27 protein-coding genes are annotated in these 26,871 nt (G+C 65.7%); 5 read left to right on the top strand and 22 right to left on the bottom strand.

Translation table 11 applies throughout. From position 1 onward, the window contains the following. The first annotated feature begins 151 nt into the window (after positions 1-151). On the top strand, positions 152-805 hold the full coding sequence (locus WKW79_RS11430) for a Crp/Fnr family transcriptional regulator (RefSeq protein WP_340335272.1): 654 nt from the start codon (positions 152-154) through the stop codon (positions 803-805). Here WKW79_RS11430 and WKW79_RS11425 read toward each other — a convergent pair. Both WKW79_RS11425 and nac read right to left on the bottom strand, forming a co-directional pair. Further along, positions 789-1,562, bottom strand: a complete 774-nt coding sequence (locus WKW79_RS11425; RefSeq protein WP_340335271.1) for an enoyl-CoA hydratase/isomerase family protein — start codon at positions 1,560-1,562, stop codon at positions 789-791. The genes WKW79_RS11430 and WKW79_RS11425 overlap by 17 nt on opposite strands. A gap of 90 nt (positions 1,563-1,652) precedes the next feature. Continuing rightward, entirely contained in the window at positions 1,653-2,573 is a 921-nt protein-coding gene (gene nac, locus WKW79_RS11420; RefSeq protein ID WP_340335270.1) for a nitrogen assimilation transcriptional regulator NAC, read from the bottom strand. Between the two features lie 90 nt (positions 2,574-2,663). On the opposite strand from nac, the gene WKW79_RS11415 reads away from it, so the two are divergent. Beyond that, positions 2,664-3,623 carry a LysR substrate-binding domain-containing protein gene (locus WKW79_RS11415; RefSeq protein ID WP_340335269.1) on the top strand — a complete coding sequence of 320 codons (960 nt, stop codon included), beginning with the start codon at positions 2,664-2,666 and terminating at the stop codon, positions 3,621-3,623. 3 nt (positions 3,624-3,626) lie between these two features. Here the strand turns inward: WKW79_RS11415 and WKW79_RS11410 are convergent, their stop codons facing one another. The 10 genes from WKW79_RS11410 to WKW79_RS11365 all read right to left on the bottom strand — a co-directional run bounded on the left by WKW79_RS11410 (position 3,627) and on the right by WKW79_RS11365 (position 15,015). Then, positions 3,627-4,349 carry an HpcH/HpaI aldolase family protein gene (locus WKW79_RS11410; RefSeq protein ID WP_340335268.1) on the bottom strand — a complete coding sequence of 241 codons (723 nt, stop codon included), beginning with the start codon at positions 4,347-4,349 and terminating at the stop codon, positions 3,627-3,629. Positions 4,350-4,365: 16 nt separating this feature from the next. Next, on the bottom strand, positions 4,366-5,172 hold the full coding sequence (locus tag WKW79_RS11405) for an SDR family oxidoreductase (RefSeq protein WP_340335267.1): 807 nt from the start codon (positions 5,170-5,172) through the stop codon (positions 4,366-4,368). Continuing rightward, the gene (locus tag WKW79_RS11400; protein WP_340335266.1) at positions 5,169-6,875 is read right to left on the bottom strand and encodes a hydantoinase B/oxoprolinase family protein; all 1,707 of its coding nucleotides are present in this window, start codon (positions 6,873-6,875) and stop codon (positions 5,169-5,171) included. The genes WKW79_RS11405 and WKW79_RS11400 overlap by 4 nt, the downstream gene beginning before the upstream one ends. Before the next feature lie 12 nt (positions 6,876-6,887). Continuing rightward, complete coding sequence (locus tag WKW79_RS11395) at positions 6,888-8,978, bottom strand: hydantoinase/oxoprolinase family protein (RefSeq protein WP_340335265.1); 2,091 nt, start codon at positions 8,976-8,978, stop codon at positions 6,888-6,890. Positions 8,979-9,018: 40 nt separating this feature from the next. Further along, positions 9,019-9,747 carry a branched-chain amino acid ABC transporter ATP-binding protein gene (locus tag WKW79_RS11390; RefSeq protein WP_340335264.1) on the bottom strand — a complete coding sequence of 243 codons (729 nt, stop codon included), beginning with the start codon at positions 9,745-9,747 and terminating at the stop codon, positions 9,019-9,021. A gap of 14 nt (positions 9,748-9,761) precedes the next feature. Further along, complete coding sequence (locus WKW79_RS11385; protein WP_340335263.1) at positions 9,762-10,535, bottom strand: ABC transporter ATP-binding protein; 774 nt, start codon at positions 10,533-10,535, stop codon at positions 9,762-9,764. Then, the gene (locus WKW79_RS11380; RefSeq protein WP_340335262.1) at positions 10,532-11,551 is read right to left on the bottom strand and encodes a branched-chain amino acid ABC transporter permease; all 1,020 of its coding nucleotides are present in this window, start codon (positions 11,549-11,551) and stop codon (positions 10,532-10,534) included. Before WKW79_RS11380 ends, WKW79_RS11385 begins: the two co-directional genes overlap by 4 nt. 26 nt (positions 11,552-11,577) lie before the next feature. Then, positions 11,578-12,450 carry a branched-chain amino acid ABC transporter permease gene (locus tag WKW79_RS11375; protein WP_340335261.1) on the bottom strand — a complete coding sequence of 291 codons (873 nt, stop codon included), beginning with the start codon at positions 12,448-12,450 and terminating at the stop codon, positions 11,578-11,580. A gap of 31 nt (positions 12,451-12,481) precedes the next feature. Beyond that, positions 12,482-13,690: an ABC transporter substrate-binding protein gene (locus tag WKW79_RS11370; RefSeq protein ID WP_340335260.1), complete on the bottom strand. Its 1,209-nt coding sequence runs from the start codon at positions 13,688-13,690 to the stop codon at positions 12,482-12,484. Positions 13,691-13,806: 116 nt separating this feature from the next. Continuing rightward, positions 13,807-15,015: an aspartate transaminase gene (locus WKW79_RS11365; RefSeq protein WP_340335259.1), complete on the bottom strand. Its 1,209-nt coding sequence runs from the start codon at positions 15,013-15,015 to the stop codon at positions 13,807-13,809. A 215-nt stretch (positions 15,016-15,230) separates the two neighbouring features. Here WKW79_RS11365 and WKW79_RS11360 point away from each other — a divergent pair, with 215 nt between their 5' ends. The 3 genes from WKW79_RS11360 to WKW79_RS11350 are packed head-to-tail and all read left to right on the top strand — an operon-like array spanning position 15,231 to position 18,080. Beyond that, on the top strand, positions 15,231-16,253 hold the full coding sequence (locus WKW79_RS11360) for a 2-hydroxyacid dehydrogenase (RefSeq protein WP_340335258.1): 1,023 nt from the start codon (positions 15,231-15,233) through the stop codon (positions 16,251-16,253). Next, positions 16,250-17,023: an SDR family NAD(P)-dependent oxidoreductase gene (locus tag WKW79_RS11355; protein WP_340335257.1), complete on the top strand. Its 774-nt coding sequence runs from the start codon at positions 16,250-16,252 to the stop codon at positions 17,021-17,023. Before WKW79_RS11360 ends, WKW79_RS11355 begins: the two co-directional genes overlap by 4 nt. Positions 17,024-17,045: 22 nt before the next feature. Further along, a complete protein-coding gene (locus tag WKW79_RS11350) occupies positions 17,046-18,080 on the top strand; it encodes an L-idonate 5-dehydrogenase (protein WP_340335256.1) in 1,035 nt (344 codons plus the stop codon). 42 nt (positions 18,081-18,122) lie between these two features. Here the strand turns inward: WKW79_RS11350 and WKW79_RS11345 are convergent, their stop codons facing one another. From WKW79_RS11345 to WKW79_RS11300, 10 genes are all read right to left on the bottom strand, one after another. Continuing rightward, positions 18,123-18,452: an MmcQ/YjbR family DNA-binding protein gene (locus WKW79_RS11345; protein ID WP_340335255.1), complete on the bottom strand. Its 330-nt coding sequence runs from the start codon at positions 18,450-18,452 to the stop codon at positions 18,123-18,125. Between the two features lie 38 nt (positions 18,453-18,490). Then, positions 18,491-19,309 carry a phytanoyl-CoA dioxygenase family protein gene (locus WKW79_RS11340; RefSeq protein ID WP_340335254.1) on the bottom strand — a complete coding sequence of 273 codons (819 nt, stop codon included), beginning with the start codon at positions 19,307-19,309 and terminating at the stop codon, positions 18,491-18,493. Between the two features lie 19 nt (positions 19,310-19,328). Next, entirely contained in the window at positions 19,329-19,712 is a 384-nt protein-coding gene (locus tag WKW79_RS11335; RefSeq protein ID WP_340335253.1) for a cupin domain-containing protein, read from the bottom strand. A gap of 13 nt (positions 19,713-19,725) precedes the next feature. Next, positions 19,726-20,796 (bottom strand): ABC transporter ATP-binding protein, encoded by a 1,071-nt coding sequence (locus tag WKW79_RS11330; RefSeq protein ID WP_340335252.1) that lies wholly within the window; start codon positions 20,794-20,796, stop codon positions 19,726-19,728. A gap of 20 nt (positions 20,797-20,816) precedes the next feature. Continuing rightward, on the bottom strand, positions 20,817-21,671 hold the full coding sequence (locus WKW79_RS11325) for a carbohydrate ABC transporter permease (protein WP_340335251.1): 855 nt from the start codon (positions 21,669-21,671) through the stop codon (positions 20,817-20,819). Then, entirely contained in the window at positions 21,668-22,531 is an 864-nt protein-coding gene (locus WKW79_RS11320) for a carbohydrate ABC transporter permease (protein WP_340335250.1), read from the bottom strand. The genes WKW79_RS11325 and WKW79_RS11320 overlap by 4 nt, the downstream gene beginning before the upstream one ends. A 162-nt stretch (positions 22,532-22,693) precedes the next feature. Then, positions 22,694-24,070, bottom strand: a complete 1,377-nt coding sequence (locus WKW79_RS11315) for an ABC transporter substrate-binding protein (RefSeq protein WP_340335249.1) — start codon at positions 24,068-24,070, stop codon at positions 22,694-22,696. Between the two features lie 56 nt (positions 24,071-24,126). Beyond that, positions 24,127-24,870, bottom strand: coding sequence for a FadR/GntR family transcriptional regulator (locus WKW79_RS11310; RefSeq protein ID WP_340335248.1), 744 nt, complete (start codon positions 24,868-24,870; stop codon positions 24,127-24,129). Positions 24,871-24,880: 10 nt separating this feature from the next. After that, positions 24,881-25,825 (bottom strand): 2-hydroxyacid dehydrogenase, encoded by a 945-nt coding sequence (locus WKW79_RS11305; RefSeq protein ID WP_340335247.1) that lies wholly within the window; start codon positions 25,823-25,825, stop codon positions 24,881-24,883. Then, positions 25,822-26,796 carry a Bug family tripartite tricarboxylate transporter substrate binding protein gene (locus WKW79_RS11300; RefSeq protein WP_422823869.1) on the bottom strand — a complete coding sequence of 325 codons (975 nt, stop codon included), beginning with the start codon at positions 26,794-26,796 and terminating at the stop codon, positions 25,822-25,824. Before WKW79_RS11300 ends, WKW79_RS11305 begins: the two co-directional genes overlap by 4 nt. Positions 26,797-26,871 lie beyond the last annotated feature (75 nt).

Raw genomic sequence — 26,871 nt, 5'->3', positions numbered from 1 at the left:
GGACGCAGGCCGAGGCTGCGCGCTGGCGAGTCGTCTCCTACACTGGCCGCCTCCTACGCATCCGCACATGGCAGCCACAACGCAGTCACCGCCTGCTAATGCCCACGACTTTCTCGAGAAGTGGCATTGGTACCGCTCGCTGTCGGACGCCTTGCGCGCCTCGACGCTGCAGGCCGCAGTCCTGAAGTATCCGAAGGCCGGGGACACCATAGCTCGCGCTGGCGAGCCAAGCACCCACTGGTACGGCGTGATTCAGGGCTACCTGCAGATGTACGTCGTGAATCCGCAGGGGGCAGAGACCACCCTGTCCTGCATGCGGAAGGGCGAATGGGGCGGCGAGGGCTCCTTGCTGAAAAAGGAACTGCGCCAATACGACCTGCGCGCGCTCACCGATTCCCGGGTCTGCCTTATTCCCCTGGAGACTTTCGACACGCTGCGCTATGCCTCGATCGAGTTCAACCACTTTCTCTGCGACATCATGAACGCACGCATGGGCGAGTTTGTCGGCATGCTCGCGGCGGCTCGGCTGGGAAGTCCGGAGATGCAGTTGGCGAAGGCACTGCTCATGCTCGTCGACCGCCAGGGAGAAGACCTGCAGGAGCTCGCCCTCTCGCAGCACGCGCTGGCATTGATCTCGGGCCTCTCGCGGCAGCGCGTCAACATGGCCGTCAGCGTGTTCAACAACCTCGGGATTGTTCGAAGCGCGCCGCGCAAGGGTTTGTTGCAGGTCCATGTGCCGAGGTTGCATGCGCATGCCCGTTCGGAGCTGTCGGGCGCAGTGGCTACGCTCAGCCCTTCCGCATGATCTCCTGCCGGCGACGGTCCTGCGCGCGGCGACTGCCCGCATCGCTCATGCCGGACGTCAGTCGCTCGTCCAGGGTCGACATCCGCTCTTCGATCTGTCGAAGCACGCTGTCCTGCAATGCCCGCTTCGACATCGCGTAGGCGGTGTTGCAATCGGGCGTGATGCAGCGGGCATATTCGATCGCGGTTGAAAGCAGCCTGTCGGGCTCCACCACTTCGTGGAAGAAGCCAAGCCGTTCCGCCTCATCGAGGGGATAGAGCTTGCCGCGCAGGGTCGCGAGCGCGCCGACCTGGTCCCCCAGGGCGTACTTGATGATCTCGACGTAGGCTGCAGGCATCGGAATGCCGATCGGCACTTCGTTCAGTCCGAACTTCGCGGACTTGCGCGCGGCCACCCGGAAATCACAGTCAAGTGCCGTGATGAGGCCACCCGCGATCGCATGGCCGTTCACTGCCGCCACCGTAGGTCGTGGGTACCTGAATATCCTCAGGTTGGTTTCGCGGTAGGCGCGGTACCACTCGCGGACCTTGTCTTCGCTGCCGCTGCCGAAGATCTCGAAGCTGTACTGGAAGTCGATGCCGGCAGAGAACACATCGCCCTGCCCCGTCAGCACGACCGGCAAGGCATTGAAATTCCGTTCGAGGCAGTCGAACGCCTGATGCAGGTCGGCAAAGAACCGATCGTTCTGGACGTTCACCTTGTTGGTGTTCATGCGCACGACGGCGCAGCCGTCAACCACTTCGATGTCCCAGGGCATGGAGGTCTCCTTCGTGAATGGGAGGAACTCTATGGAATTTGCGCAGCGTTGCTTGTCGTCGTGACGACCACGAAGTCCTGGCGTGGCGACCTATTCGTCCATCCCGGCCGGATGGACCATCCGCTTGCTCGCCAGTTCGAGCAGGATCGCCTTGACCGCTTGGGCAGGCTCCGACAACGGAAGGTGATCCGAGCAGCACAGCGCCAGAGGCATCTCGAGCGCGGGCGATGCAATGCGCCGCAACTCGCCCGATGCCGACTTGGCCACACCGCGTGCCACGGAACACGGCAGGATCGTTGCTCCGACACCCGACGCCACCGCGGCTGCCAACGTGTCGGACGACTCCATCTCCGCGACCACGCGCGGCACCACATGCACCGCTGCAAAGGCCTGGTCGACCCGCCGGCGCAGTTCGTTGGTCGCTCGTGGCAGCAACAGGTCAATGCCGCTCAGGCTTTCGAGCTTGACCTCCCCCCCATCGCCCAACACACCCGGCGGCGCCACGATGAAGAGGTTCTCGGTCAGCAGATGATCGAAGCTGAGCCCCTGCATCGCGCGCCCGCCGCCATACAGCACGGCCATGTCCATCCGGCCTTCGCGCACCACGTCGCACAGCGTGGTACCGAGGTTCTCGTTGATGTGCAACACGATCTGCGGGTAGCGGCCATGCACGGCCTGGAGCAAGGGCAGCGCGAGCGTCGAAGCCGCGGTGCCGGGTGCGAGCCCCACGGACACCTGCCCTGACAAAGCGCGCCCCGCGTTGAGCACATCGGCCTGTGCCTGTTCGAACTGCCGCAGGATGAGTTGGGCGTGGCGGTACAGCGCCTTGCCCGCCTCCGTCGGCTCCACGCCCTTCTGCGTGCGAAGCAACAGTTGCTGCTTGAACTCTCCCTCCAGCGTCGCGATCTGCTGGCTCAAGGCCGGCTGCGCGACATGGAGAACCTCCGAGGCCTGGGTCAAACTGCCGACGTCGACGATCTTCACGAAGTACTTCAAACGCCGGAGATTCACGGGGGCCTCATGGTGATGGTTGCGGGCTCTTTCGAAGCAAGCATCAAGCCACCATACGCACGCGTCAACCGGGGTTACGATCACGCGACCATGACGGTGAATTTCAAGACCTTGAAGAGCTTTGTCACCGCAGTGGATGCCCGCAGCCTGTCGGCCGCGGCGCAGCAACTGGGCCTGGCGCAATCGGCGCTGAGCCAGCACATCGCCTCCCTTGAAGAGCACTTCCGGCACAAGCTGCTGAGCCGCTCGAACGCCGGCGTCACGCCCACGCGGCCGGGCACCGCGCTCTACCGGCATGCGCAGTTGATCCTCAACCATCTGGAGCAAGCCGAGGGTGAACTGATGGCCGCCGGCGAAGCAGGGTTCATCGCCGGCCCGGTGTCGGTGGGCCTGGCCACCTACAGCACCGCGTCGATCCTCTCGACGCCGCTGCTACAGGCCGTGCGCCGCGAATGCCCCAACGTCAACCTGTTCATCAACGACAACTTCGGGCTTGTGCTCAGCGAGATGGTGATGACGGGTCGCATGGACATGGCCGTGATCTACGCGGGCAGCCCGATCAAGGGCCTGCAATTGCAGCCGCTGCTGACGGAGGAACTGTTCTTCGTGGCGCCGGCCGGCACCGCGCTGCCCGCATCGGGCGATCAGACCATCCCGCTGCGCGCGGTGGGCGGCTTCGACCTGCTGCTGCCCAGCCGCATGCACTTCCTGCGCCGGCTGATCGACGACGAATTTGCGCGCATCGGCGTCGCGCCGCGCATCACGGCGGAGATCGAGTCGGCGGCCACGCTGCGGCAGGCGATCGATGCGGGACTGGGCGCCACGATCCTGCCGGCCGCGGTGGCGGGCGTGTCGTCGGCAGCCAATGGGCCTGTCGTGCGCCGCATCGTCGAGCCGGCAATGCAGGCGACGATCTCGCTGTGCGTGACGGACCATCTGCCGATGTCCGACCAGGCCAGCGCGGTGCTGGCCATCCTGCGCAGGCAGGTCGACGAATTGTTCGCCGAGGGACGCTTCGCCGGCATCCGCGCACCCGACGCGCCGGCCTGACCTTCAGTGTGTTTCGAGCGCGGCCGTGGCTGGCGCGGACAACTGGCGCATCGCACTCACCCCTTCCGCCACGAACGGGTCGGCATGGTAGTAGAGCAACTGCGCCCCCATGGACACGAGGTGCTCCACGTCCTGCCGCACGACCAGCGTGCCCGCCACCTTGCCGGCCGCGCGAATGCGCTGCAAGGTCTCGTCCACCAAGTCGAGCACGGGCTGCGCGCGGCGCTTGCCCGGCGCGACCGCGGGCGAATAACCCATCGACTGCGACAGGTCGCCCGGCCCGACGAAGAAGACATCGATGCCTTCGACCGCCAGGATCTCGTCGAGATTGCGCACCGCCTCCACCGACTCGACCATGCCGACGAGCAGCTTGTTCGCATGGTCATCCGGCACGGCATAGCGGAAGGTGTGCACCACCTGCCGCGCGATCTCTGCCGTGTGGATCAGCGGCACCATGACGCCGTCCGCGCCGGCATTGAGGCAGCGCGTGATGGTCGAGCGCTCCTGGTTCTGCGGCCGCACGATGCCGAAGCCACCCGCATAGCGCGCGGCCTTGGCCATGTGGTGAATGTCCTCGTAGCTCGCGAGCCCGTGCTCGCAGTCGATGAAGACCGAATCGGCACCCGAGCGCACAAGCTTCTCGCACAGCGTTGGCGAGATGTGGTTGGGGTTGACCATCAGCACGGAGTCGCCGCGTGCCAGGCGTTGGTGGAGTGAGGTGCTCATTGCTTTGTCTCTCGTTTCAAGGCTTGCCAGGCGTGCCTTCGGGCGCGCCCAACCAGCGGCTGATCTCGACATCCGGCCCCTGGTCGCGCGCGAGCGTGGGGCTGATGACGAGTTGTTCGATGGTCGTGCCCTGCGGCAACGTGCAGGCCAGCAGGATGGCGCGGGCCACGTCCTCGGGTGCCACCATGGCGGCGCGTTCCTCCGCCGTCGGCGGGCGCACGCGCGTGTCCATGATGGGCGTGTTGACCTCGCCGGGCAGGATCGTCGTCGAGCGGATGTTGTTGTTGCGGAAAGTGCCGTGCAGGAAGCCCATGAGATTGACCACCGCTGCCTTGGCCGCACCGTAGGGTGCGCCGCCGAGCAGGTTGGGCCGCACGGCCGCCAGCGACGACACCGTCACCACCGTCCCCGCGCCGGCCGCGAGCATGCCGGGCAGCACCGCCTGGATCAGTACATAGACAGCAGTGAGGTTGACCGAGATCGCCGATTCCCAGTCGTCCGCCTCGATCCAGCGGATGTTGCGCACGCGGCTCGTCAGGCCTGCGTTGTTGATGAGGATGCCGACCGGGCCGACCTCGGCCTCGATCCATCGCACCAGCTCCTGCAACTGCTCGCGGCTCTGGAGATCGGCCTGTCGCGCCCAACCTTCACCGCCCGCCGCCTTGATCTCGGCCACTACCGCATCAAGCGGTTCCTTGCGCCGCCCCATGACCACCACGTGCGCACCTTCGGCAGCCAGCATCAGGGCCGTCGAGCGCCCGATGCCCGAGCCGCCGCCGGTCACGAGCGCGACCTGCCCCTTCAGCGACGCGCCAGCCGTCACGCCAGCACCTCGGCGGGCTTGGCCGCGGGCGCTGCCACCGTCGCAGGCTCGGGCGCGTAGCCATAGTCGATGCGCGCCCGCTCCGTGCTGACCAGGCCCTGGCGCAAGTCGTCTTCCACCAGTTCACGCGGGCGCTCCAGCGCCTCGCCCCAGCCACCGCCGCCAGGCAGTTCGATCTGCAAGCGCTCGCCCGGTGCCAACACCAGCCGCCCCTTGGCGAACACCGCCTTGCCGTCATGCAGCACCGCGCCGTTGCGACCAGCCTGCCCACCCAGCACGCCGAGGCAGGGGTACTTCACATGCTCGGTGCTGAGGTAGATGTTCATCTCGCGGTCCGACAGGTTGCGGATCACGCCGCGCTGGCCCAGGCCGCCGCGGTACTTGCCCGGCCCGCCCGAGTCGGGGATCAACTCCTTGCATTCGGTCAGCACCGGCACCGCCAGCTCGTACATCTCGATCGGCGTCACGCGGCAGTTCGACGGGAAGCTCAGCGTGTCGAGGCCGTCCATCGACGAGCGACCGCCTTGGCCACCGTGGAAGTTCTGCGCGCTGCCATACGCCGTGCCGTCGGAACGCTGGCCCTGGCAATTGATGCCCCAGATCGGCGCGCCGCCGCTGTCGCCCATGGCGCCGTGCGGTACCACGTCCTGCAAGGCCTTGAAGATCAGGCTGGGAATGCAGTGGCCGACCAGGTTGCGCGCCGCACCGGCCGCATGGGGTCGCGGGTTGAGGATGGAGCCCTCCGGCGCGGAGTCGGTCAACGCCACCATGCAGCCTTCGTTGTTGGGCGTGTCCGGGTCCAGCAGGCACTTGAGCGCATACACGCTGTGCGCCACCCGGTAATGCGGCACCACGTTGATGCCGCGCGCCACCTCGGGCGAGGTGCCGGTGTAGTCGACATGGATCGAGTCGTCACCCACCTCGACGTTGACGCACAGCTTGACCTCGGTCTCGAAGCCGTCGATGGTCATGTCGGCCTTGTAGCTGCCGTTGGGCCAGGCCGCAATGGCTTGGCGCATGTGGCGCTCGGAACGGCTGAAGATCGCTTCGCCCAAGCCTTCGCAATCGTCCAGCCCGTACTCGTCCATGAAGCGCATGAACTCGCGGCACATCACCTCGTTGGCCGCCACCATGCTCTGGATGTCACCGCGCACTTCATGCGGCAGGCGCACGCTGGCCTCGATGACAGAGAACACGTCGGTGTTCGGCTGCCCGGCCTTGAACAGCTTGAGCATCGGGATGCGGATGCCCTCCTCGAACATGTCGGTCGAGTCGGGCGACTGCGGACGTCCGCCGATGTCGGGCAGGTGGGCGATGCTGCCCGCGTAGGCGACGATCTTGCCGTTGCGGAACATGGGCGTGAGCATCACCATGTCCGGCAGGTGGCCGGTGCCGATGATCGGGTCGTTGGTCGCGAGCACGTCGCCCGACTCCAGCGACTCGGGCGGGAAGGCCGGCAGGAAATAGTTCTGCGCGGCCATCGGCAACGTGGTGATGAACACCGGGATCGACCAGGTGCACTGCGCCAGCGCGCGGCCCTTGGCATCGAGCAAAACGTTCACGTAGTCGTGGTTCTCGCGCACGATCGGCGAGAAGGCAGTGCGGCCGAGGGCGCTGTCGGCCTGGTCGGCAATGAACACCAGGCGGTCCCACATCACTTGCAGCGTGATCGGGTCGTTGAAGTCGGGCTTGAGCATGGACATGACGTGTGACCTTCAGTTCAGAAGCATGATGAGGTTGTGCTGGGCATCGAGCGACGCGCTCGCGTTGGGGCCCATGACGACGGTGGACTCCCGCTGCTCGATGATGGCGGGGCCTTCGACGGGCACGCCGGGCAGCAGCGCGTAGTGGTCATAGACGGGCGTGTCGACGGTCTTGCCGAGTTCGGAGAAAAACACCGGGCGCGTGCCCTTGCGCGGGTCACGCACCGCGCCGGCTTCGCCGCGCAGGTTGGCGAGTGAGACAGCAGCCTTCGGGCCGCTGGCACGGATGCGCCAGGTGATGATCTCGGCATCGGTGCCGCTCACGGCCCGGCCATACAGCGCGACGTAGTTCGCATGGAAGCGCGACAGCAGCTCCGGCAGGAAGGCTGGGTCGGCCGGGTCGATGTCGGGCAACGCAACCGAGATCTCGTAGCCCTGCCCCACATGGCGCATGTCGACCGTGTACGAGAAGCTGATGCGGTCCGCCGGCACCTTGCTGGCCAGCACCACTTCGCGGCCCTGGTTGGCCAGGCTGGTCTTGACCACGTTCACCGCGCTCGGATTCCAGGCCGACAGGCGCATCGGCAAGCTGGTCGACAGGTCGGCTGCCACCGGCGCGCCGAGCAGTCCGATCGCCGAGGTGACCCCCGCGCCCAGCGGGCAGATCACCTTGCGGATGCCGAGCTTGCGCGCCACGCCATAGGCATGCACCGGACCCGCACCGCCGAAGGCGATCAGCGGCAGGGCACGCGGGTCGACGCCGCTGTCGGTCGCCTGCATCGAGGCGGCCTCGGCCATGCTTTCATTGACCATGTCGTGGATGCCCCAGGCGGCGCGCTCGGCGCTGATGCCCAGGTCCTTGGCGAGGCGCTCCATCGCCGCAGCGGCGGCCGGGCGGTCGAGCGCAAAATCGCCGCCGAGGAAGGACTTCTCGTCGAGGTAGCCGAGCAGCAAATCCGCATCCGTCACGGTCGGCTCGGTGCCGCCGCGGCCGTAGCAGGCCGGTCCGGGCGCCGCCGCCGCGCTGCGCGGGCCGACGCTCAGCAGCCCCATCTTGTTGCGCGCCGCGATGCTGCCGCCACCGGCGCCGATCTCGATCATGTGGATCGACTGGATCTTCAGCGGAAAGCCGCTGCCCTTGCGGAAGCGCTCGTGGCGCGCTACTTCGAGATCGTTCGCCACCATCGGCTGGCCGTTCGGGATCAGGCACAGCTTGGCCGTCGTGCCGCCCATGTCGAAGGACAGCACGCTTTGCTCGCCGGCCTGGCGCGCATAGTCGGCTGCGGCCACGGCGCCTGCAGCCGGCCCTGATTCGATGAGACGCACCGGCGTGCGCGAGGCCGACGAACTGGGCACCACGCCGCCGCTGGAAGTCATCCACAGCAACTGCCCTTCGACGCCACGCTGCGACAACTCGCGCTCCAGGTGGTTCACATGGCCGACCATCATCGGCCGCGTGTAGGCATTGACGACGGTGGTGGAGGCCCGGTCGTATTCACGCACCTCGGGGCACACCGTCGACGACAGCGACACCGAGATGTTCGGCGCCACTTCGGCGATCAGCTCGGCCACGCGCCGCTCGTGCTGCGCGTACTTGTAAGCATGCAGCAGGCACACCGCAACCGACTCGACCTTGCGTTCGAGCAGCGTGCGGGCGATGGCGCGCACGCCCTCCTCGTCCAGCGCCTTGATGATGGTGCCATCGGCGGCGATGCGCTCCTCCACACCAAAGCACAGCTCGCGCGACACCAGCGGGGCCGGGTACTGGATGCGCAGGTCGTACAGGTCGTAGCGGCCTTCGGTGCGAATGCGCAGCATGTCCTGGAAGCCGTCGGTGGTGATGAAGGCGGTGTGCACGCCACGGCGCTCCAGTACCGCGTTGGTGACCACCGTGGTGGCGCCAAGAATCTGCAGTGCGCCGTTGGACTTGGCCTTGCTCGCGTTCTTCGCACGCACCTTGGCGAGCAATTCATCCACCCCCTGCAGCACCGCACGCGCAGGCGCGTCCGGCGTGCTCAGGACCTTGTGCAGCAGGATGGTGCCGTCGTCCTCGGTCATGGCGAAGTCGGTGAACGTGCCACCTGTGTCGAATGCCAGTTTCATGCTTTTCAGCTCCTAAGTGTTCGGTTGAGTTGCCTGGACTTCAGGCGGTGGCGGTGTCGGTTGCGCGGCGGCCTGTCATGAACAGTTCGCCCAGGTCGGCGTTGCTCAGCTCGCTGCAGGGGCTGTCCCAGATCACCTTGCCCAGGCGAAGGACCACGGCGCGTTCGGCCGCCTCCATCGCCTTGCGGGTGTTCTGCTCGACCAGCAGGATCGTGCGGCCGCCCTTGTGCAGGCGCTTGAGTTCATTGAAGACCAGCGTGATGGCCTGCGGCGAGAGGCCGACCGAGGGTTCATCGACCAGCAGGATCTCCGGCCGGCGCAGCACGGCCATGGCCATCTCGAGCAATTGTTGCTCGCCGCCCGACATGTTCCCGGCCAGCTCGTTGCGGCGCTTCTGGAGGATCGGGAACAGGTCGTAGACGTAGTCGCGCTCGCCCTTGAGGTCGCCGTCCTTGATCGTGTAGGCCGCCATCTCCAGGTTCTCGTCGATGGTCATGAGCTGGAAGTTGCAGCGGCCCTGCGGCACGTAGGCGATGCCGTGGCCGAGCATGGCCTGCGGCTTGAGGCCGGCGATGTCCTTGCCCTTCCAGCGGATCGCGCCGCCCTTGTGGGTGGTCATGCCGAAGAGCGACTTCAGCAGCGTCGACTTGCCGGCCCCGTTGGGCCCGAGCAGCGTCACGAATTCGCCGTGGCGGATCTTCAGGTCCACACCGTGCAGGATGTCCAGGTGGCCGTAGCCGGCATAGAGATTGTCGATTTCGAGTTCCATGGTGGGCTCCGTGTTCAGCCGCCGAGATAGGCTTCGATGACTTCGGGGTTCTTCACCACGGCCTCGGGCGTGTCGTCCGCCAGCTTGGCGCCCTGGTGCAGCACCACCACGCGATGGCTGAGGTTCATCAGCACGTCGGTGTTGTGTTCGATCACGACGAAGGTCACGCCCAGTTCGCGGTTCGCATGCTCGATGCTCTGGATCACCTTCTCGATGAGGATCGGGTTGATGCCGGCCAGCGGCTCGTCCAGCAGGATCAGTTCCGGCTCGGGCATCAGCATGGAGGCGAACTGGAGCAGCTTCTGCTGGCCGCCGGACATGTTGCCCGCCGGCAGGTGCGCCACGCGCGAGAGCCCCGTGATCTCGATCAGTTCCTTGGCCCGCTTGCGCAAGGCAATCACGCGGCGCTTGGCAGAAGGCCCGATCCAGAAGGTCGACAGCACATTCGGAAAGCTCGACATCTGGCCCGCCAGCACCAGGTTCTCCTCGCAGTCCAGCGTCGGGAAGACCACCGTCTTCTGGAAGCTGCGCAGGAAGCGGCCTTCGCGGGCGATGCGGTTCATGGGCCAGTCGGTGATGTCGACGCCCTTGAGCAGCACGCGGCCGGCGTCGCTTTTTTGCAGGCCGGTGCAGCAGTCGAACAGCGTCGACTTGCCGGAGCCGTTGGGGCCGATCAGGCCCATCACCTCGCCGCGACGCACTTCGATGTCGACGCCTTGCAGGGCCGCCACCGCTCCGTAGTTCTTGCGCAGGCCTTCGATGCGCAGCATGGATGTATCGGCAGTCATTTCGCCACCTCCTTGTCGCTGCCGATGCCGGCGATGCGTGCCGCAAAGCGTTCGAACAATGGCGCCAGCCCTTGCGGGAACACGAACACCAGGCCAAGCAGCACGATGCCGTAGATCACCATGCGCAGTTCTGGCGTGATGCGCAGCGCTTCCGACACCGCGACGAAGACGAAGCTGCCGATGACCGCACCCGGGATCTTGCCGACGCCGCCACCCAGCACGATGATGAGGATGGTGTTGGAATAGTAGGCCTGGAACACCAGCGGGCTCACCACCGTGGAGAAGTGGGCGTAGAGGCTGCCGCCGAGGCCGGCGAACACTGCGCTCAGCATGAACACCAGCAGCTTGTAGGTCCAGGTCGGCACGCCGAGCGATTCGGCCAGGCGCTCGTTGTCGCGGATGGCCACCATGCAGCGGCCGGCCGGCGAGCGGATCAGCGCCACGAAGCCCAGCACCGCGAGCGCGGCAATCACCAGCGCGAGGTAGAAGTACTCCGGCGCCTGGACGACGGTGAAGGCCCAGTCGCCGAAGCCGATCCGCGGACGCGGCACACCGGAGAGCCCCATGTCGCCGCGCGTCAGGTCGACCCAGTTCTTCGACACCATCTGCGCGATCACGACCAGGCCTAGCGTACACATCACGAAGGAGGTGTCGCGCAGCCGCAGCGCCGGGATGCCGAGCGGCAAGGCAATGAGCCCGGCTGCCAGCCCCGCCACCACCAGGTTCACGATGAACGAGGTGCCGAAGTGGATCGACATCAGCGCTGAAACATAGGCGCCAAAGCCGAAGAAGACGCCCTGTGCGAGCGAGAGCATGCCGGTGTAGCCGAGGATCAGGTTCAGGCCCAGCGCGGGCAGGAGGAAGATCATCGCCAGCACCATGGCGTGCAGGTAGTAGTCGCCCAGGAAGAGCGGCGCGGCGAGCAGCGCGGCCAGGCCCAGGGCGCAAGCGCTCCAGTTGACCGTGGCCAGCCGCGCGGCGGGCAGGCGGGGAGTGTCCAGCGTGGTGGTTGACATGATGGCCTGTTGCATGGGATTTGTTGTCAGAACCTGGCCTTGCTGCTGAACAGGCCGTGCGGCCGCAGCATCAGCATCAGGAGCAAGGCGATGAAGCCGACGGAGTCGCGGTACTGCAGGCCGATGTAGCCCGCGACCAGGCTTTCCACGACGCCGAGCAGCAAGCCCGCGATGAGCGTGCCGCGCACGTTGCCCATGCCGCCCATGACGATCACGGCGAAGGTCTTCAGCGTGATCGACTCACCCATGCCACCGTAGATGCTCACGTTGATGGGGCCGGTGAGGATCCCCGACAGCGCCGCGATCGCCACGCCGATCAGGAAGGTCTTGCGCACCACCTGCTCGACGTCGATGCCGTTGACCTGGCAGCACTCGATGTTCTGCGACACGGCACGGATCGAACGGCCCAGACGCGTGCTGCGCACCATCCATTCGAGCGCGACGAACACCACGACGGTGACGCCGACCAGGATCACGCGTTGCTGCGACATGCCGAAGTCGCCCAGCTCGATCGGCTCGATCCAGCCGCCCGAGAACACCTTGTAGCCGCCGCCAAAGGCGAGGATCACGACGTTCTGCAGGATCAGCGACAGGCCCAGCGTGGCCAGCACACCGGCCTGGAAGGGCTGGCCGACGAGCCGCTGCATGACGGCACGACCGATGACCACCGCGATCACGCTGACGATCGCGACGCCCCCGATGATCGCCAGGCTGTATTCGCTGGTCAGGTGGCTCATCACCCACCAGGCCGCGAAGGTGCCCAGCATGTAGTATTCGCCGTGCGCGAAATTGATGGCGCGCAGCACGCCGAAGATCATCGTCATGCCGGCAGCGACCAGGGCGTACATCGACCCGGTGATGATGCCGTTGACGATCTGCTCGAGGATGAAGGAGTCCACTGTGGATGTCCTTGGAGGAGGTTCTTGCGCCTTACTTGGCGCTGGTCCCGTAGTCCACCTTGGTGGTGATCATTCCCTTGATGACCGGCTTGGCATCGACGATCTCGACCAGCGCCATCGGCAGCACGGCCTGGTTGTGGTCGTCGAAGGTCACGCTGCCCATCGGGCTCTCGTACTTGATGCCGGCCAGCGTGTTGCGCACGTCTTCGCCCTTCGCGCTCTTCGCATTGCGGATCGCCTGCGCGATCAGCTGCAAGGTGTCGTAGTGCGTGTAGGCATGGTTGTTGGGCATCTCGCCGCCATTGGCCTTCTTGTAGTCCTCGACGAACTTCAGGCTGCGCGGCGCCGGCACTTCCGGTAGCCAGGCCGCTGCCTCGACCGCGCCGTTCATGACCTTGGGCGCCGCGGCGATGGTGTCCTTGGTGTTGAACTCGCCGTTGCCGACCAGCGCGATCTTGCCGGCCAGGCCCAGCTCCAGCATCTGCCGCGCGATGATCGGCGTGGTGTCGGCCTGGCCGTAGAGGATGATGGCCTGCGCGCCCGAGCGGCGGATCTTGCTGAGCACCGTGCGGAAGTCGGTCTCGGAATCCTTGTAGTAGTCCTCGCTGAGGATCTCGGCGCCTTCGTACTTCGGCAGGTAGCGCTTGGTGAACTTGATGGCGCCGCGGCCGTAGTCGCTGTCCACCGACAGCACGGCGAACTTCTTGAAGCCCTTGTTCTTGACCGAATACTCCAGCACGGTCGCTGCGCGCACTTCATCGGTCGGGTAGTTGCGGAAGGTCCACTTGAAGCCGCCGACGCCGGCCTTGTAGGTGATGTCGGGGTTGGACGATGCGGCATTGACGAGCAGCACCTTCGACTCTTCGGCGAGCGGCTGCATCGCCAGCGTCACCGAGCTGCAGATGTCGCCGATGATGATCGGCGTCTTCTCCAGGCTGATCATGCGCTGCGTGGCCGCGACGCCTTCGGACGGCACGCATTGGCTGTCACCGCTCACCAGTTGCACCTTGCGTCCGAGCAGGCCGCCGGCAGCGTTGATCTCGCTGGCTGCCAGCGCCGCACCCTTGTTCGCGAAGGCGCCGTAGCGCGCGTTCGGGCCGCTCATCGGGCTGATGATGCCGATCTTGATGGGGTCGCCCGCCTGCGCCGCGGCATACGAGAAGGCACACAGGCCCAGAAGCGCAACAGCGGCGCCCCGTGCAGCCGCGCCAAGGGTGGGGGTCGTGGGAATACAGCTCATCGCATTTCTCCGGTCGATTGCAGGTGAATGGTGGGGTTGTGAATGAATGGTAGGAACGGCGCGGCGAAAGGGCCAATACGGAATCCGGCTTCGGGCATCGCCATTCCTGATGGGGCCTACGAAAGCTCTGCCACGGCCGCCGCGATGCGCCGACAGCCTTCCTCGATCTGCTCGACGCTGGTGGCGGTCGACATGCGGAAGTAGGGCGACAGGCCATAGGCCGTGCCGGCCAGCACCATGACGCCGCCCGCCTCCAGGAAATGGATGACGACGTCGTTGTCGGTCTCCAGCACCTTGCCCGCGGGCGTGCGCTTGCCGATCAGGCCGCCGCAGTGCGGATAGAGGTAGAAGGCGCCACCCGGTGCGCGGGCACGGATGCCGGGGATTTCGTTCAGCAGGCGCACCGCCGTGTCGCGCCGCTTCCGGTACGTCGCGACCCATTCGGGCAGGAAGGTCGGCGCCGAATTGAGCGCGACCACCGCTGCCGCCTGGCTCATGGACGACACGCCGCTGGTGGACTGCGACTGCAGCATGTCCAGCGCGCCGATGATGTCTTCCGGCCCGGCCGCATAGCCGATGCGCCAGCCGGTCATCGCATAGGTCTTGGAGACGCCGTTGACCAGCAGCGTGCGATCCCGCAGCGCCGGCTCGATCACGAGCAAATGTTGCGCCTCCACGTCGTCGAAGCGGATGTGCTCGTAGATGTCATCGGTCAGCACCATCACCTGCGGGTGGCGCATGAGTACATCGGCCAGAGCGCGCAACTGGGCCGGCGTGTAGGTGGTGCCGGTCGGGTTGGTCGGCGAGTTGAAGACCAGCCAGCGCGTCTTTGGCGTGATTGCGGCTTCCAGCGCCTCGGGCGTGAGGCGGAAGTCGTCTTCCTCGCGGCATTGGACGATGACGGGCGTGCCGTCGCAGGCCAGCACCATGTCGGGGTAGGACACCCAGAAAGGCGCCGGGATGATGACTTCCATGCCCTCTTCCACCGTCACCGACAGCGCATTGAACAGCGCATGCTTGGCGCCGCAGGTCACGATGATGTCGCGCGGCGAATAGTCCAGGCCGTTCTCGCGCTTCAGCTTGGCCGCGATGGCCTGGCGCAGCGCGAGCGTGCCGGCCACAGGCGTGTAGCGCGTCTCGCCACGCTCGATCGCGTCGCAGCCGGCCTGGCGGATGTGCGCCGGCGTGTCGAAATCGGGCTCGCCGATGGCCAGGTTGATGATGTCTCGGCCTTCGCGACGCAGTGCGGCGAAGCGCTCGGCCGCCGCTGCGCTCGGGGATGGCTTGATGCGACGGATGCGCGACGAAATCCGGGATGCGGTCACTGGGGTTCCTCTGCGTTGCAATGGAACGAACGGTAGGCTTTTCCGGCCGTGGCGGCCAAGACGCCTTTGTTCTACGGCGTTCGCATTCGCTGATGGCGGCGCGTGATCGCGGCCCGGCATAAGCATTCCGGATGGGATCAGACCGAACTCGTCTTGTTGCGCACCGGCGCGGTGCGTAAGGTGGCGCCTTCGCCTCGAACCACCCCGGAGACATCTTGCGCCCATCCGTCCTGGCCACCCGTGCCACCTTCCCCGACATCGCCGACCGCCTGCACCTCTACTTCGACGTCGAGGACAACCCCTCGGACACCATCTGGAGCCCCGCCGAACTGCGCCAGCGCCTGCAAGGCAAGCAGGGCGTGATGAGCACCGGCAGCGAGCGCATCGACGCCGCGCTGCTCGACGCCTGCCCGCAGCTCAAGGCGGTCTGCAACGTCGGCGTGGGCTACAACAACGTCGACGTGGCGGCTTGCACCGCACGCGGCGTGCTGGTCACCAACACGCCCGACGTCCTGACCGAGACCACCGCCGACTACGGCTTCGCGCTGATGATGGCCACGGCCCGGCGCATTGCCGAGTCGCAGGACTTCGTGCGGCGCAAGGAATGGACGAAGACCGGCATCTTCGACATGTTCGTGGGCGGCGACGTACACGGTTCGACGTTGGGCATCCTGGGCATGGGCCGCATCGGCCGTGCCATCGCGCGGCGCGGGGCGCTCGGCTTCGGCATGAAGGTGATCTATCACAACCGCTCCCGCCTCTCCGCCGATGCCGAGGCCGAATCCGGCGCAAGGTACGTCGACAAGGCGACCTTGCTGAAGGAAGCGGATCACCTGATCCTGGTGCTGCCCTACTCGCCCGAATCGCACCACACGATCGGCGCGGCCGAGCTGGCGCAGATGAAGCCATCGGCCACGCTGACCAACATCGCACGCGGCGGCATCGTCGATGACGCCGCGCTGGCCGACGCCCTGCGCGCCGGCACGATCGCCGCTGCGGGCCTCGACGTGTTCGAAGGCGAGCCTTCCATCCACCCTGGTTTGATCGGCTTGCCGAATGCCCTGCTCACACCCCACATCGGCAGCGCATCAGTACAAACGCGCCGAGCCATGGCGGCCCTGACCATCGACAATCTGATCGCCGCGCTCGGCTTCGGCCCGCGCTCCGGCCAGCCGCCCACGCCCGTCAACCCGCAGGTGTTGACCCAGCAAGCCACCGATTCCAGGAGTACCGTTTGAACCCCGTCCTCAAGAGCTTCGACCTCACCGGGCGCACCGCGCTCATCACCGGCTCCAGCGCCGGCATCGGCTTGGCGCTGGCGCGCGGCCTGGCCGGCGCCGGTGCGCGCATCGTGCTGAATGCGCGCAACGCGGCGAAGCTCGAAGCCTCTGCCGAAGCGCTGCGTGCCGAAGGCGCGCAGGTCGTCACTTCCGCCTTCGACGTGACCTCGGGTGAAGCCGTCAACGCCGCCATCGAGAAGATCGAGACCGAGACCGGCCCCATCGACATCCTCATCAACAACGCCGGCATGCAGCGCCGCAACCCGCTCGACCAGTTCGAAGAAGCGCACTGGCACGAGATCATCAAGACCAATCTCGACAGCGTGTTCCTCGTCGGCCAGGCAGTCGCCAAGCGCATGATCCCGCGCAAGCGCGGCAAGATCATCAACATCTGTTCTGTGCAGAGCGAACTGGGCCGCCCCGGCATCGCGCCTTATGCGGCCACCAAGGGCGCCCTGAAGATGCTGACCAAGGGCATGGCCATCGACTGGGGCCAGTACGGCATCCAGGTCAACGGCATCGGCCCGGGTTACTTCAAGACCGAGCTCAACGATGCGCTGGTCAAGAACGCGGAGTTCTCTGCCTGGCTGATCGGCCGCACGCCCTCGCGCCGCTGGGGCGACGTGGAAGACCTCGTGGGCGCCGGAGTGTTCCTCTCCAGCGACGCGTCGAACTTCGTCAACGGCCACATCCTCTATGTCGACGGCGGCGTGACCGCTCAACTCTGAACCGATCAAGGCACACAGCACCATGGAAGCCCTCGTCATCCACGCCCCCGGCGACCTGCGCGTCGAGCAATACGAAACCGCCGAGCTCGGCCCCGATCAGCTGCAAGTGCGCGTGCGCTGCGGCGGCATCTGCGGCTCCGACCTGCACTACTACCAGCACGGCGGCTTCGGCACCGTCCGCATCAAGGAGCCGATGGTGCTGGGCCATGAAGTGGCCGGCATGATCGAAGCCGTCGGCGCCCAAGTCACGAAGTACAAGCCGGGTGACCGCATCGCGATCAGCCCGAGCCGGCCCTGCGGTCTTTGCAAATATTGCCAGGAAGGCTTGCAGAACCATTGCCTCGACATGCGCTACTACGGCAGCGCGATGCGCACGCCGCACGTGCAGGGGGCCTTCCGCCAGCAGATCGTGGTGGAGCAGCACCAGGCGCATCTGCTGGCCGATTCGGTGAGCGATGGCGAAGGCTCGATGGCCGAGCCCTTTGCGGTGGCGCTGCATGCGGTGCGGCGCGCGGGACCGCTGCTCGGCAAGCGCGTGCTGGTCACGGGCTGCGGCCCGATCGGTGCGCTGGCGATCATCGCGGCGCGGCGTGCGGGTGCGACCCACATCGTCGGCACCGACGTTGGCGCGCATACGCTGGGGAAGGCGCTCAAGGTCGGCGCCGATGAAGTCGTGAACGTCGCCGAAGACCCGCAAGGCCTGGCCCGCTTCACCGCCGACAAAGGCAGCTTCGACGTGCTCTTCGAAGCCAGCGGCAATGCCCGCGCCCTGGTCGGTGCATTCGACGCACTGCGCCCGCGCGGCATCATCGTGCAGATGGGCCTGGGCGGCGAGTTCACGCTGCCGATCAACACCATCGTCGCCAAGGAGTTCGACCTGCGCGGCACCTTCCGCTTCCACGAGGAATTCGCGGTCGCGGTGGAACTGCTCAACAAGGGCCTGGTCGACGTAAAGCCGCTGATCTCGGCCACGCTGTCGTATCGCGATTCGGCCCGTGCGTTTGCGCTGGCGGCCGATCGGTCCCAGGCGATGAAGGTGATCCTGAACTTCGACTGAGGCAGGCCCGAATCGATGGAAGGGCTCCGGCTCGACAGGTCCTCAGGGAACTGGGTCGAGCAGTGCCTTAAGCGCCTTGTTCTTCCAGGCCTGGCGGATCAGCAGCTTGACGACAGCGGTATCTGCCAAGGCCAGCGTCACCCTGACGCCAACCACCTTGCTGCCCCAAAGCAATTTCTCGACGAATTCCGGGTACATCGCCAGCGCTTGTTCTCGCTGTTGTTCCGACACGAAGACGTGAATGTGCGCTTGCTCGGGCGGGGTCGTGACAAAGATCTTGCCTCGCACGCGGAATGAGCCGAAGTGATGGTGCGGCTCCTCGGTGACTTCCGGCAGCGCCATCGCGTACTTTCGAACGGTCGCGAACTTCACTTCGGTCGTGCCCGCTCAACGGTGGTGGCAAGCGTGCTTCAGCCAGCGGCGACGCGACGATGGTGTCCGATCTCGAAGTCGTTGCGCCCGCTGCGGTCCACGCCCTTCAACAGCCACAACGGTCGCTGCCCAAAATTGACAGCCACGCCGGTCTTGCCATCCGACGGGCGCAGGTCCCGCTCGAACACCGACGTGGCTGGCATGTAGCGCAAGGCCACGCCCGTGCGGCGCTTGGTCGACGTGTTGGCCTTGGCGCCGTGGATCATGTAGACGTCATGCAGTGACATCTGGCCCGGTTGCAACTCGAGGTCGACCGCGTCGGCTTCGTCGAAGGCGCCTTCGGCCATGCGCTGGTTCAACGTGAGATCGGTGCGGTCTTCATGCAGGTGCGGGTGCAGCACCTCGCCGATATGCGAACGCGGGATCACGCGCAGGCAGCCGTTCTCGACCGTCGACTCCTCCAGCGCGACCCACACCGTGCAATTGGCGAGCGGGCGAATCGGCCAGTAGTGGCCGTCCTGGTGCCACGGCGTCTCGAAGCCCTCGGACGGCGGCTTGCAGAACACATGGCAGCCCCAGAGGATCACGTCCTCGCCGATCACGCCGGAGACGAGCTCGACGATCTCCGGGTCCATCGCGAGGTCGAGGAAGGAGCGGCTGCCGCGCACGCCCTCGCCGTTGTCGCCTTCGATGTGCGCGGAGACCAGCTTCTCCGGCCGCACGCCGGGGTTGTCGCGAATCAGCGCATCGAGCGCCTCGCGCATCTGCGTCACGCGATCAGCCGGCAGGCGGAACTGCGGGATCACATAGCCTTCCGCGCCGTACTGGGCGATCTCACTGGCGGACAAGCGTGCCATGGCCTTTCTCCTTGATCGATCAGCTCCGGACGAACATCGTCACCAGCGGCTCGTCGCCGACCTGGCGGCTCCAGTGGCCGTGCACCGTCGCGTCGAAGGTCGCGCCTTCGGGCAGCTTGTCGTCCGAATAGAAATGCTCGCCGGCCTTGAAGACGCGCGATACGCCGCCTTGCAGGCCGATCTCCATCTGCCCTTGCAGGATCAACACCCATTGCGGCGTCACGGTGCAGTGGAACTGGCTGCGAAAACCCACCGGGCTGTGGCGCAACTGGTAGCCCTGCGACGGAAAGAGTTGCGACAGCTGCGAAGCCGCCGTGCCCTCGCCGAGTTCAATGGCCTCCTCCCGAAAGCGCGCCTTGCCGTCCGTGTCGGTGAAGAGGATGACTTTGGTGAATGCGGTCATGTCGTCGAGCCCTTCAATCGAGGCGCAGGCCGCTGGCGCCGTCGAACACGTGCGCATTGGCCGGATCGAGCGCCAGGTAGACCGTGTCGTCCGGCCCCACGTCCGTGCGGCCGTGCATCACCAGCACCAGCTTCTCCTGCCCCACCTGCACCAGCAGTTCTGTCTCCGCGCCGGTGGGTTCCACCACGACCACCTGCGCCGGGATGCCTTGGTTGGCGGGCGCCAGCACCAGGTCGGTGGGCCGCACGCCGTAGTGCACCGACTGGCCGTCCGTGACCTTCGCGCCATCCGGCAACGGCCAGTAAGCACCCTGCGCCTCGACCCAGAAACTGCCCTCGACCTTGCGCGCCGTGCCCGCCAGCACGTTCATCGACGGCGAGCCGATGAACTGCGCCACGAACAGGTTGCCCGGCCGATCGAACAGTTCCAGCGGCGTGCCGATTTGTTCGATGATGCCGTCGTGCATGACCACGATGCGGTCGGCCATGGTCATGGCCTCGATCTGGTCATGCGTCACATAGACGGTGGTGGTCTTCAGGCGCTGGTGCAGCGCCTTGATCTCGGCACGCATGGCCACGCGCAGCTTCGCGTCGAGGTTGGACAGCGGCTCGTCGAACAGGAACACCTTCGGATCGCGCACGATCGCGCGCCCCATGGCCACGCGCTGCCGCTGGCCGCCCGAGAGCTCACGCGGGTAGCGACCGAGCAACTTGTCGAGGTTCAGGATCTTCGCGGCCTTCTCGACGCGCTCGGCCGTGACGCCCTTGTCCGCATCGCGCAGGCGCAGGCTGAAGGCCATGTTTTCACCGACCGTCATGTGCGGATACAACGCATAGCTCTGGAACACCATCGCGATGTCGCGGTCCTTCGACTCCAGCTCGTTGACGACCTTGCCATCGATGAGGATCTCGCCGCCGGTGATGTCCTCCAGGCCCGCAAGCATGCGCAGCAACGTGGACTTGCCGCAGCCCGAGGGGCCGACCAGCACGACGAACTCGCCGTCCGTGATCTCGAAGCCCAGGCCCTTGAGGATGTCGGTCTTGCCGAATGATTTCTTGATATTGCGGAATGTGACGGAAGCCATTGAATCTCCTCGTTGTCGTTTTAGCTCTTCACAGCACCGGCCGTGAGACCGCCGACCATGTAGCGCTTGAAGGTGTAGTAGATGGCTGCCGGGGGCAACGCGTAGATCAGGCCCGTCGTCATCAGCAGTTCCCACGGCGAATCGTCGGCGGACAGGAAATTGCCGAGTGCCACCGCCAAGGTCACGCTCGTGTCCTTCGACAGCAGCAGGAAGGCAAACAGGTACTCGTTCCAGGCCAGCAGCAGCGCATAGGTGCCCACGGCCACCAGCGACGGCACCATCAACGGCAGGTACACCAGGCGGAACAGTTGCAGCGGCGAGGCGCCATCCATCCGCGCGGCTTCGTCGAGTTCGTAGGGCAGCTTGTCCGAAGCCTGCTTGAGCACCCAGATGCAGTACGGCGAAGCGATCGTCACCATGGCCAGGATCAGCGACCACTGGCTGTTGAGCAGCCCGTAGTTGCCCATGGTCTTGTACATCGGCACGGCCAGGAAGGCAGCCGGGATGAAGTACGTGAACAACGCCATGTTCATCACCGTGCGTCCGCCGCGCACGCGCAGCCGGCTGATGGCGAAAGCGGCCGTGGTCGCCACGAACAGCGTGAGCACGCCGACCGAGATCGCGATGAGCAGCGAGTTCCAGAGTTGCTGCCAGAAGTGGGTCAGGTAGAAGTGCTTCTCGCCGAACACGATAGCGAAGTTCTGCAGCGTCGGGTGCGTCGGCCACAGGTGCCCCGAGGTGGCCGAGTCCCTGGGCGAGATCGCGAACAGCACCATGTGGTAGACCGGGATCAGCGTCCACAGCACCACCGGGATGCCGATGAGGAGCAGCTTGGCCTCGGTCGCGATGGCCTTGGGGGTCCAGCGCTTTGTCATTTGGAGAGCCTCTTCATCATGAAGTACACAAGAGGCAGCACGAGCGGCATTGCCACCACGATCGATGCCATCGACAAGTCCACCTGGTCCAGCCGCAGATAGCGAATACCGAGCGTCGCCAGGACGTGCGTCATGTCGGCAGGGCCACCACCGGTCAGCAGGTAGACGCTGTTGAAGTCACCGAGCGTCCAGATCATCGAGAGGATGGTCGAGGTGAGGTACAGCGTCTTGAGCGCCGGCCAGCTGATGAACTTGAATTTCTGCCAGGAGGTGGCGCCGTCCACAGAAGCAGCCTCGTATTGCTCGGAAGGAATGGCGAGCCGGCCCGCGACGAGGATCAGGGTCCAGAACGGCAGCGACTTCCACACATGCATCAGCATCGCGAAGGTCAACGCCAGCGTCGGGTCGTTGAGCCAGTTCGGCCCATCGGCACCCGTCAGGCGGAAAATGGTGGTGTTGATCACGCCCCACTCCGGGTTGAGCATGAAGCGCACCGACAGGATGGTCGGGATCGAGGGCATGGCCCACGGCAGGATGAACAGCGCCGAGACGATCTTGATCCACCAGCGCGTCTGCACGAAGAAGCCCGACAGGATCAGCGCCAGGATCATCTTGACGTTGATGGCCACGACGAGGAACACCAGTGTGTTGATCACCGAGCGCAGGAAGATCGGGTCCGCCTCCAGGTGCACGTAGCTCTGGGGATGGCGCGCGAGCCAGAGGCCGTAGCCCACCGGGTACAGCACGAACACCACGAAGATCAGCAGGTAGGGCAGGACCATCCATCGGCCCCACGTCTGCCATCGGTCCTTGCGCTGCAAGGGCGCCACCGCGGCGACCGGTACGGTAGTACTGCTCATGGACTCCTCCACTTCTTCAAACGAGTCAGGGATCAAGGGCCAACTGTCCCTCGATCCACATTCCAGAAACACCGCAGACCCGGATGTCTAGGGCCTCTGGTGTTGCCCCCGGCGAGGGGGTGGTCGGCCCGCGAAGCGAGCCGACCTGGGGGTGAGCGAAAGTTACTTCGCGACCACCTTGATGCGCTCGATCATCTCGTCGACCGCCTTGTCGACGGGGATCTTGTCGGTCACGACGCGGCTCATCGCCTTGGCCCACACGTTCTCGTTGTTGAGAATGGTGAACTTGTAGTTCTTCGTGAATTCGAAGGTCACCGTGCCGGCAGCGTACTGGTTGAACACCGACTTGCGATGCTCGTTGGCTTGCCAGAACGGGCTGGCCTGGCCGGCCTTGGTCACCGGGAACCAGCGGCCGAGCGAACCTTCCACGTACGGCGTCAGGTTCTCTTCCTGCATCAGGAACTCGACGAACTCCTTCGCACGCTTCTTGTTCTTGGCTTCCTTGAAGATCACGCCGGTCTTCACAGCGGTGCGGTAGACCATCTTGCCGCCGTCCGGCTTGCTCGGGAAGCCGGCCGTCTTGATGCGTTCGGTGAAGTTCTTCTTGGCCTCCTCACGCTGTTCCGGCGTGAGCGTCTGGTTGTCCATGTCGTCGAGCCACTTGGCGGCGATCGAGATGGTCGCGTTGTGCGTCATCACGGTCGTCTTGTTGTGGAAGGCGACGTTGTTGTCCGGGTCCTTCCAGCTCGTCGACGACGGCGGCGTGCAACCCTTGATGTAGGGCATCGTGTAGTCGGTCAGCGCGCCGACCAGGCCGGCCTTGACCTTGGGGTCGTCGACCAGCAGCTTGCCGTTGTCGTCGACCATCTTCACGTTGTAGGCATCCGCGAAGGTCAGGAAGGAATAGAACGAGTCGCTCGAATCCACGCCCATGGGCTGGCCGATGCCGAAGGTGCGCTTGCCCGACTTGGCACGGCTGCCGGCCTGGACCTTTTCGCACCAGAAGGGCCAGTATTCCTTCCAGGTCGTCGGGATGTCGGATTCCTTGAAGCCGGCTTCGGCCAGCATGTCGGACCAGTACTCGACGTGCATGGTCTGCTGCTTGATCGGGAAGGCGTAGTAGGCCTTCTGCTTGGTCTTGTCGTCGTAGAGGAAAGTGGTCTCGACGGTGTTGGGTGCGAAGCGCGCCTTCATCGGATTGATGATGCTGCTGATGTCCTCGAGCTTGTCCTCGAAGGCCCACTTGCCGGTGACCTGGAAGTCATACACGTCGGCATAGGCCACGTCGGGCGGGCTACCGGAGTCGAGCGCAGACACGGTCTTCGGGATCATGTCCTGGATCGGGTACTGCGACAGGTCGATCTTGACGTCCTTGTGCTTCTCTTCGTACTTCTTGATGGCCGCGAACAGCGCATCGTCTTCTGCCTTGTAGAAGCCCTTGACCCACCAGACGGTGAGCTTTTCCTGGGCGGCCGCCTGGCCAGTGGCCACGAGCCCCAGCGCAACGAGCGATGCGGCGAATAGCGGTTTCAATTTCATGGTGAGATGTCTCCTTGATGACGGATGCTTCGATTGCTACGGGGGAACGGAAAAACTCAGTGGGCCTTGAGCCGTGGCGGCGGCCGACTCAGGCGCGGCAGGCGGCGGCGCGAGCCGAGCACGGCCTCGATGTCGGTGCGCGCGCCGTCGATCAGCTTGAGGATGGCGCGCTCGGCCTTCGCAGGCTCGTGCGCGATGACCGCGTCCAGCACCGCGCGATGCATGGGCAGCGAGAGCGCCGGGCCGTTGCTGCGCGTGGTGGAAATCTCGAAACTGGTGCGCAGCAACGCGTTCAAGGCCTTGCTCATCTGCGTGAGCATGCGGTTGCGCGCAGCGCGCAACACGCCGTGATGAAAGCGCAGGTCATGGGTGACGTAGTCGCCGCCGTGCTCGATGGCGTCCTTCATGCCGGCATAGGCCGCCTCGATTTCCACGATGTCCTCGGCGGTGGCGCGTTCCGCCGCCAGGCGCACCGCCGCGGGTTCGACCACGCGGCGCAGGTCCTGCAAGTCGCGCAGGAACTCCGGCGTGAGGCCGACCCGCGCCTGCCAGGTGATGACATCGGGATCGAACCAGTTCCACGAGTCCTGTGGCAGCACGCGGCTGCCGACCTTCGGGCCGGTCACGATCAGTCCCTTGGCCGCCAGCGCCTTGATGGCCTCGCGCACCACGGTGCGGCTCACGCCCAGTTCCTCGCCCAGGATCGGCTCCGGCGGTATCACGCCGCCCTCGCGATAGCGGCCCGCGACGATGGACTCGCCGAGCAGGTCGACCGTGTGGCCGTGGGCGTTCTTGATCATCGGCCGCGGCTCAGGAAGCGACCGGGGTCAACAGCGGCTGCCCGGCGAAATGCGCGCGCAGGTTGTCGAAGGTGAGTTGCCCCATCGCCTCGCGCGTCTGCCGAGTGCCGCTGCCGATGTGCGGCGTGAGCACCACGTTGTTCATCTCGCGCAGTACCGCGGGCACATTGGGTTCGTCGACGAACACGTCGAGCGCCGCGCCGGCGATGTCGCCGGCCTGCAAGGCCGCGATGAGCGCCGGCTGGTCGACGACCGTGCCGCGCGCCACGTTGATCAGGTAGCCCTGCGGCCCGAGCGCCTTCAGGACCTTGGCATCGATCATGCCGCGCGTGGCCGCGCCGCCGGGCGTGATGACGACGAGGAAGTCGACGGCCGCCGCAAGCGCTTCGGCGTTGGGGTAGTAGGTGTAGGGCACGCCGGCGCGCGGCGAGCGCGCTGTGTACGAGATGTCCATGCGGAAAGCCTTGGCCCGGTCCGCGATGGCCTGGCCGATGCGGCCGATGCCGACGATACCCAGGCGCGCGCCGGTGGCCTTGCGCGCCAGCGGGATCGGACCATTGAGCCACGAGCCGGCGCGTACGAACTTGTCAGCCTGCGGGATGCGCCGCGCGATCGACAGCAGCAGGCCGATGGCCAGGTCAGCCACATCGTCGTTAAGCACCTCCGGTGTGTTCGTGACAGGCACGCCGCGCTCATGCGCTGCCGCCACGTCGACACCGTCATAGCCCACGCCAAAGACCGAGATCACTTCGAGCGCCGGCAGCTTCGCGATCAACTCGCGCGGCACCTTGGCCTCGCCATTGGCCACGACGCCACGGATGCGCGGTGCGACCGCCGCGAAGGCGTCCGGGTCGCTCACGTGGATGCGGTCGTGCACCGTGTATTCGGCGCGCAGCTGGTCCATCAGGAAGGGCATCAGCGGCGCGACGGCCAGGACCTCGATCTTGTCGCTCATGACTTGATCCCGACCTTCTCGACCAGTTGCTTGAAGTACGCGTGGTCGCGTTCCATGGCTTTGCCGAAGGCGTCGGCATCGAGGTAGGAGAAGCCGAGGTTGAGCTTGTCCATCGATTCGCGCATGCCGGGGTCGGCGGCCGTCTTGCGCGCCATCTCACGCAGCGCATTGACGACGTTGTCGGGCGTGGCCTTGGGCACGCCCAGGCCGCGCCAGGTGCCGATCGACAGGTCGATCTTGCGCTCCTTCAGCGTGGGCACCTTGTCGAAGGCCTTGAGCCGCTCGTCGGCCATCACGGCCAGGATCTTGAGCTTGCCGCCCTGCACATGCGTGGCGACTTCGGCGGGGCTGACTGCCACCGCATCGATGTGCCCGCCGAGCAAGGCGATCACGCCCGGCGCCGCGCCCTGGAACGGGACGTGGCTCAGCTTGGTGCCGGTCTTGTCCTCGAAGCCTGCCGCAGCCAGGTGCCAGATCGAGCCATTGCCCGAATTGCCGACCTTCATCTCGCCCGGCTTGGCCTTGCAGGCCGCGATGAATTCCTCGATGGTGTTCCAGGGTGCATCGGCCTTGACCGTGATGGCGGCCGGGTCGGCGTTCAGGCGCGCGATGGGGCGGAAATCGGCATAGGTGAACTTGGAGAGGTTCAGGTGCGGCAGGATCACCAGCTCGGCGATGAGCACGCTGACCTTGTAGCCATCGGGCTTGCTGTTCAACACTTCGCCCATGCCGATCACGCCGCTGGCGCCGGGCTTGTCGTTGACGATCAAAGGCTGCGGGAAGTTCTTCTTCGCCAGTTCGGCAAAGCTGCGTGCCAATGCATCGGTGCCGCCGCCGGCCGATGCAGGCACGACGAGTTCCACTGGCTTGCTGGGATAGTCTTCGGCAAAGGCTGCGAAAGAGGTTGGCAAGAGCATGGCCGCGAGACCCTGGAGGACCTGGCGGCGGTGCGCCGAGAGAGTGCTTTGCATGTGATGGACCCGTTGATATTTCACTCGGAAACCCTAGGGTGAGGGCTTGGTTCGCGGCTTATCATATGATGATTG

Origin of the sequence: Variovorax robiniae (assembly GCF_037889955.1) — a bacterium.
GTDB lineage: Bacteria > Pseudomonadota > Gammaproteobacteria > Burkholderiales > Burkholderiaceae_C > Variovorax > Variovorax robiniae.
Note: the sequence above shows the minus strand (reverse complement) of the source record. Positions and strands in the feature narration are given on the sequence as shown.

Excerpts from the sequence above, each read along its gene's own strand:
- WKW79_RS11305 (WP_340335247.1), bottom strand. The coding sequence starts at position 25,825 with ATGAGCGACAAGATCGAGGTCCTGGCCGTCGCGCCGCTGATGCCCTTC.
- WKW79_RS11330 (WP_340335252.1), bottom strand. The coding sequence starts at position 20,796 with ATGGCTTCCGTCACATTCCGCAATATCAAGAAATCATTCGGCAAGACC.
- WKW79_RS11335 (WP_340335253.1), bottom strand. The coding sequence starts at position 19,712 with ATGACCGCATTCACCAAAGTCATCCTCTTCACCGACACGGACGGCAAG.
- WKW79_RS11320 (WP_340335250.1), bottom strand. The coding sequence starts at position 22,531 with ATGAGCAGTACTACCGTACCGGTCGCCGCGGTGGCGCCCTTGCAGCGC.
- WKW79_RS11400 (WP_340335266.1), bottom strand. The coding sequence starts at position 6,875 with ATGTCCATGCTCAAGCCCGACTTCAACGACCCGATCACGCTGCAAGTG.
- WKW79_RS11315 (WP_340335249.1), bottom strand. The coding sequence starts at position 24,070 with ATGAAATTGAAACCGCTATTCGCCGCATCGCTCGTTGCGCTGGGGCTC.
- WKW79_RS11380 (WP_340335262.1), bottom strand. The coding sequence starts at position 11,551 with ATGTCAACCACCACGCTGGACACTCCCCGCCTGCCCGCCGCGCGGCTG.
- WKW79_RS11325 (WP_340335251.1), bottom strand. The coding sequence starts at position 21,671 with ATGACAAAGCGCTGGACCCCCAAGGCCATCGCGACCGAGGCCAAGCTG.
- WKW79_RS11385 (WP_340335263.1), bottom strand. The coding sequence starts at position 10,535 with ATGACTGCCGATACATCCATGCTGCGCATCGAAGGCCTGCGCAAGAAC.
- WKW79_RS11370 (WP_340335260.1), bottom strand. The coding sequence starts at position 13,690 with ATGAGCTGTATTCCCACGACCCCCACCCTTGGCGCGGCTGCACGGGGC.
- WKW79_RS11415 (WP_340335269.1), top strand. The coding sequence starts at position 2,664 with ATGACGGTGAATTTCAAGACCTTGAAGAGCTTTGTCACCGCAGTGGAT.
- WKW79_RS11410 (WP_340335268.1), bottom strand. The coding sequence starts at position 4,349 with ATGAGCACCTCACTCCACCAACGCCTGGCACGCGGCGACTCCGTGCTG.
- WKW79_RS11395 (WP_340335265.1), bottom strand. The coding sequence starts at position 8,978 with ATGAAACTGGCATTCGACACAGGTGGCACGTTCACCGACTTCGCCATG.
- WKW79_RS11310 (WP_340335248.1), bottom strand. The coding sequence starts at position 24,870 with ATGATCAAGAACGCCCACGGCCACACGGTCGACCTGCTCGGCGAGTCC.
- WKW79_RS11350 (WP_340335256.1), top strand. The coding sequence starts at position 17,046 with ATGGAAGCCCTCGTCATCCACGCCCCCGGCGACCTGCGCGTCGAGCAA.
- WKW79_RS11425 (WP_340335271.1), bottom strand. The coding sequence starts at position 1,562 with ATGCCCTGGGACATCGAAGTGGTTGACGGCTGCGCCGTCGTGCGCATG.
- WKW79_RS11340 (WP_340335254.1), bottom strand. The coding sequence starts at position 19,309 with ATGGCACGCTTGTCCGCCAGTGAGATCGCCCAGTACGGCGCGGAAGGC.
- WKW79_RS11300 (WP_422823869.1), bottom strand. The coding sequence starts at position 26,796 with ATGCAAAGCACTCTCTCGGCGCACCGCCGCCAGGTCCTCCAGGGTCTC.
- WKW79_RS11390 (WP_340335264.1), bottom strand. The coding sequence starts at position 9,747 with ATGGAACTCGAAATCGACAATCTCTATGCCGGCTACGGCCACCTGGAC.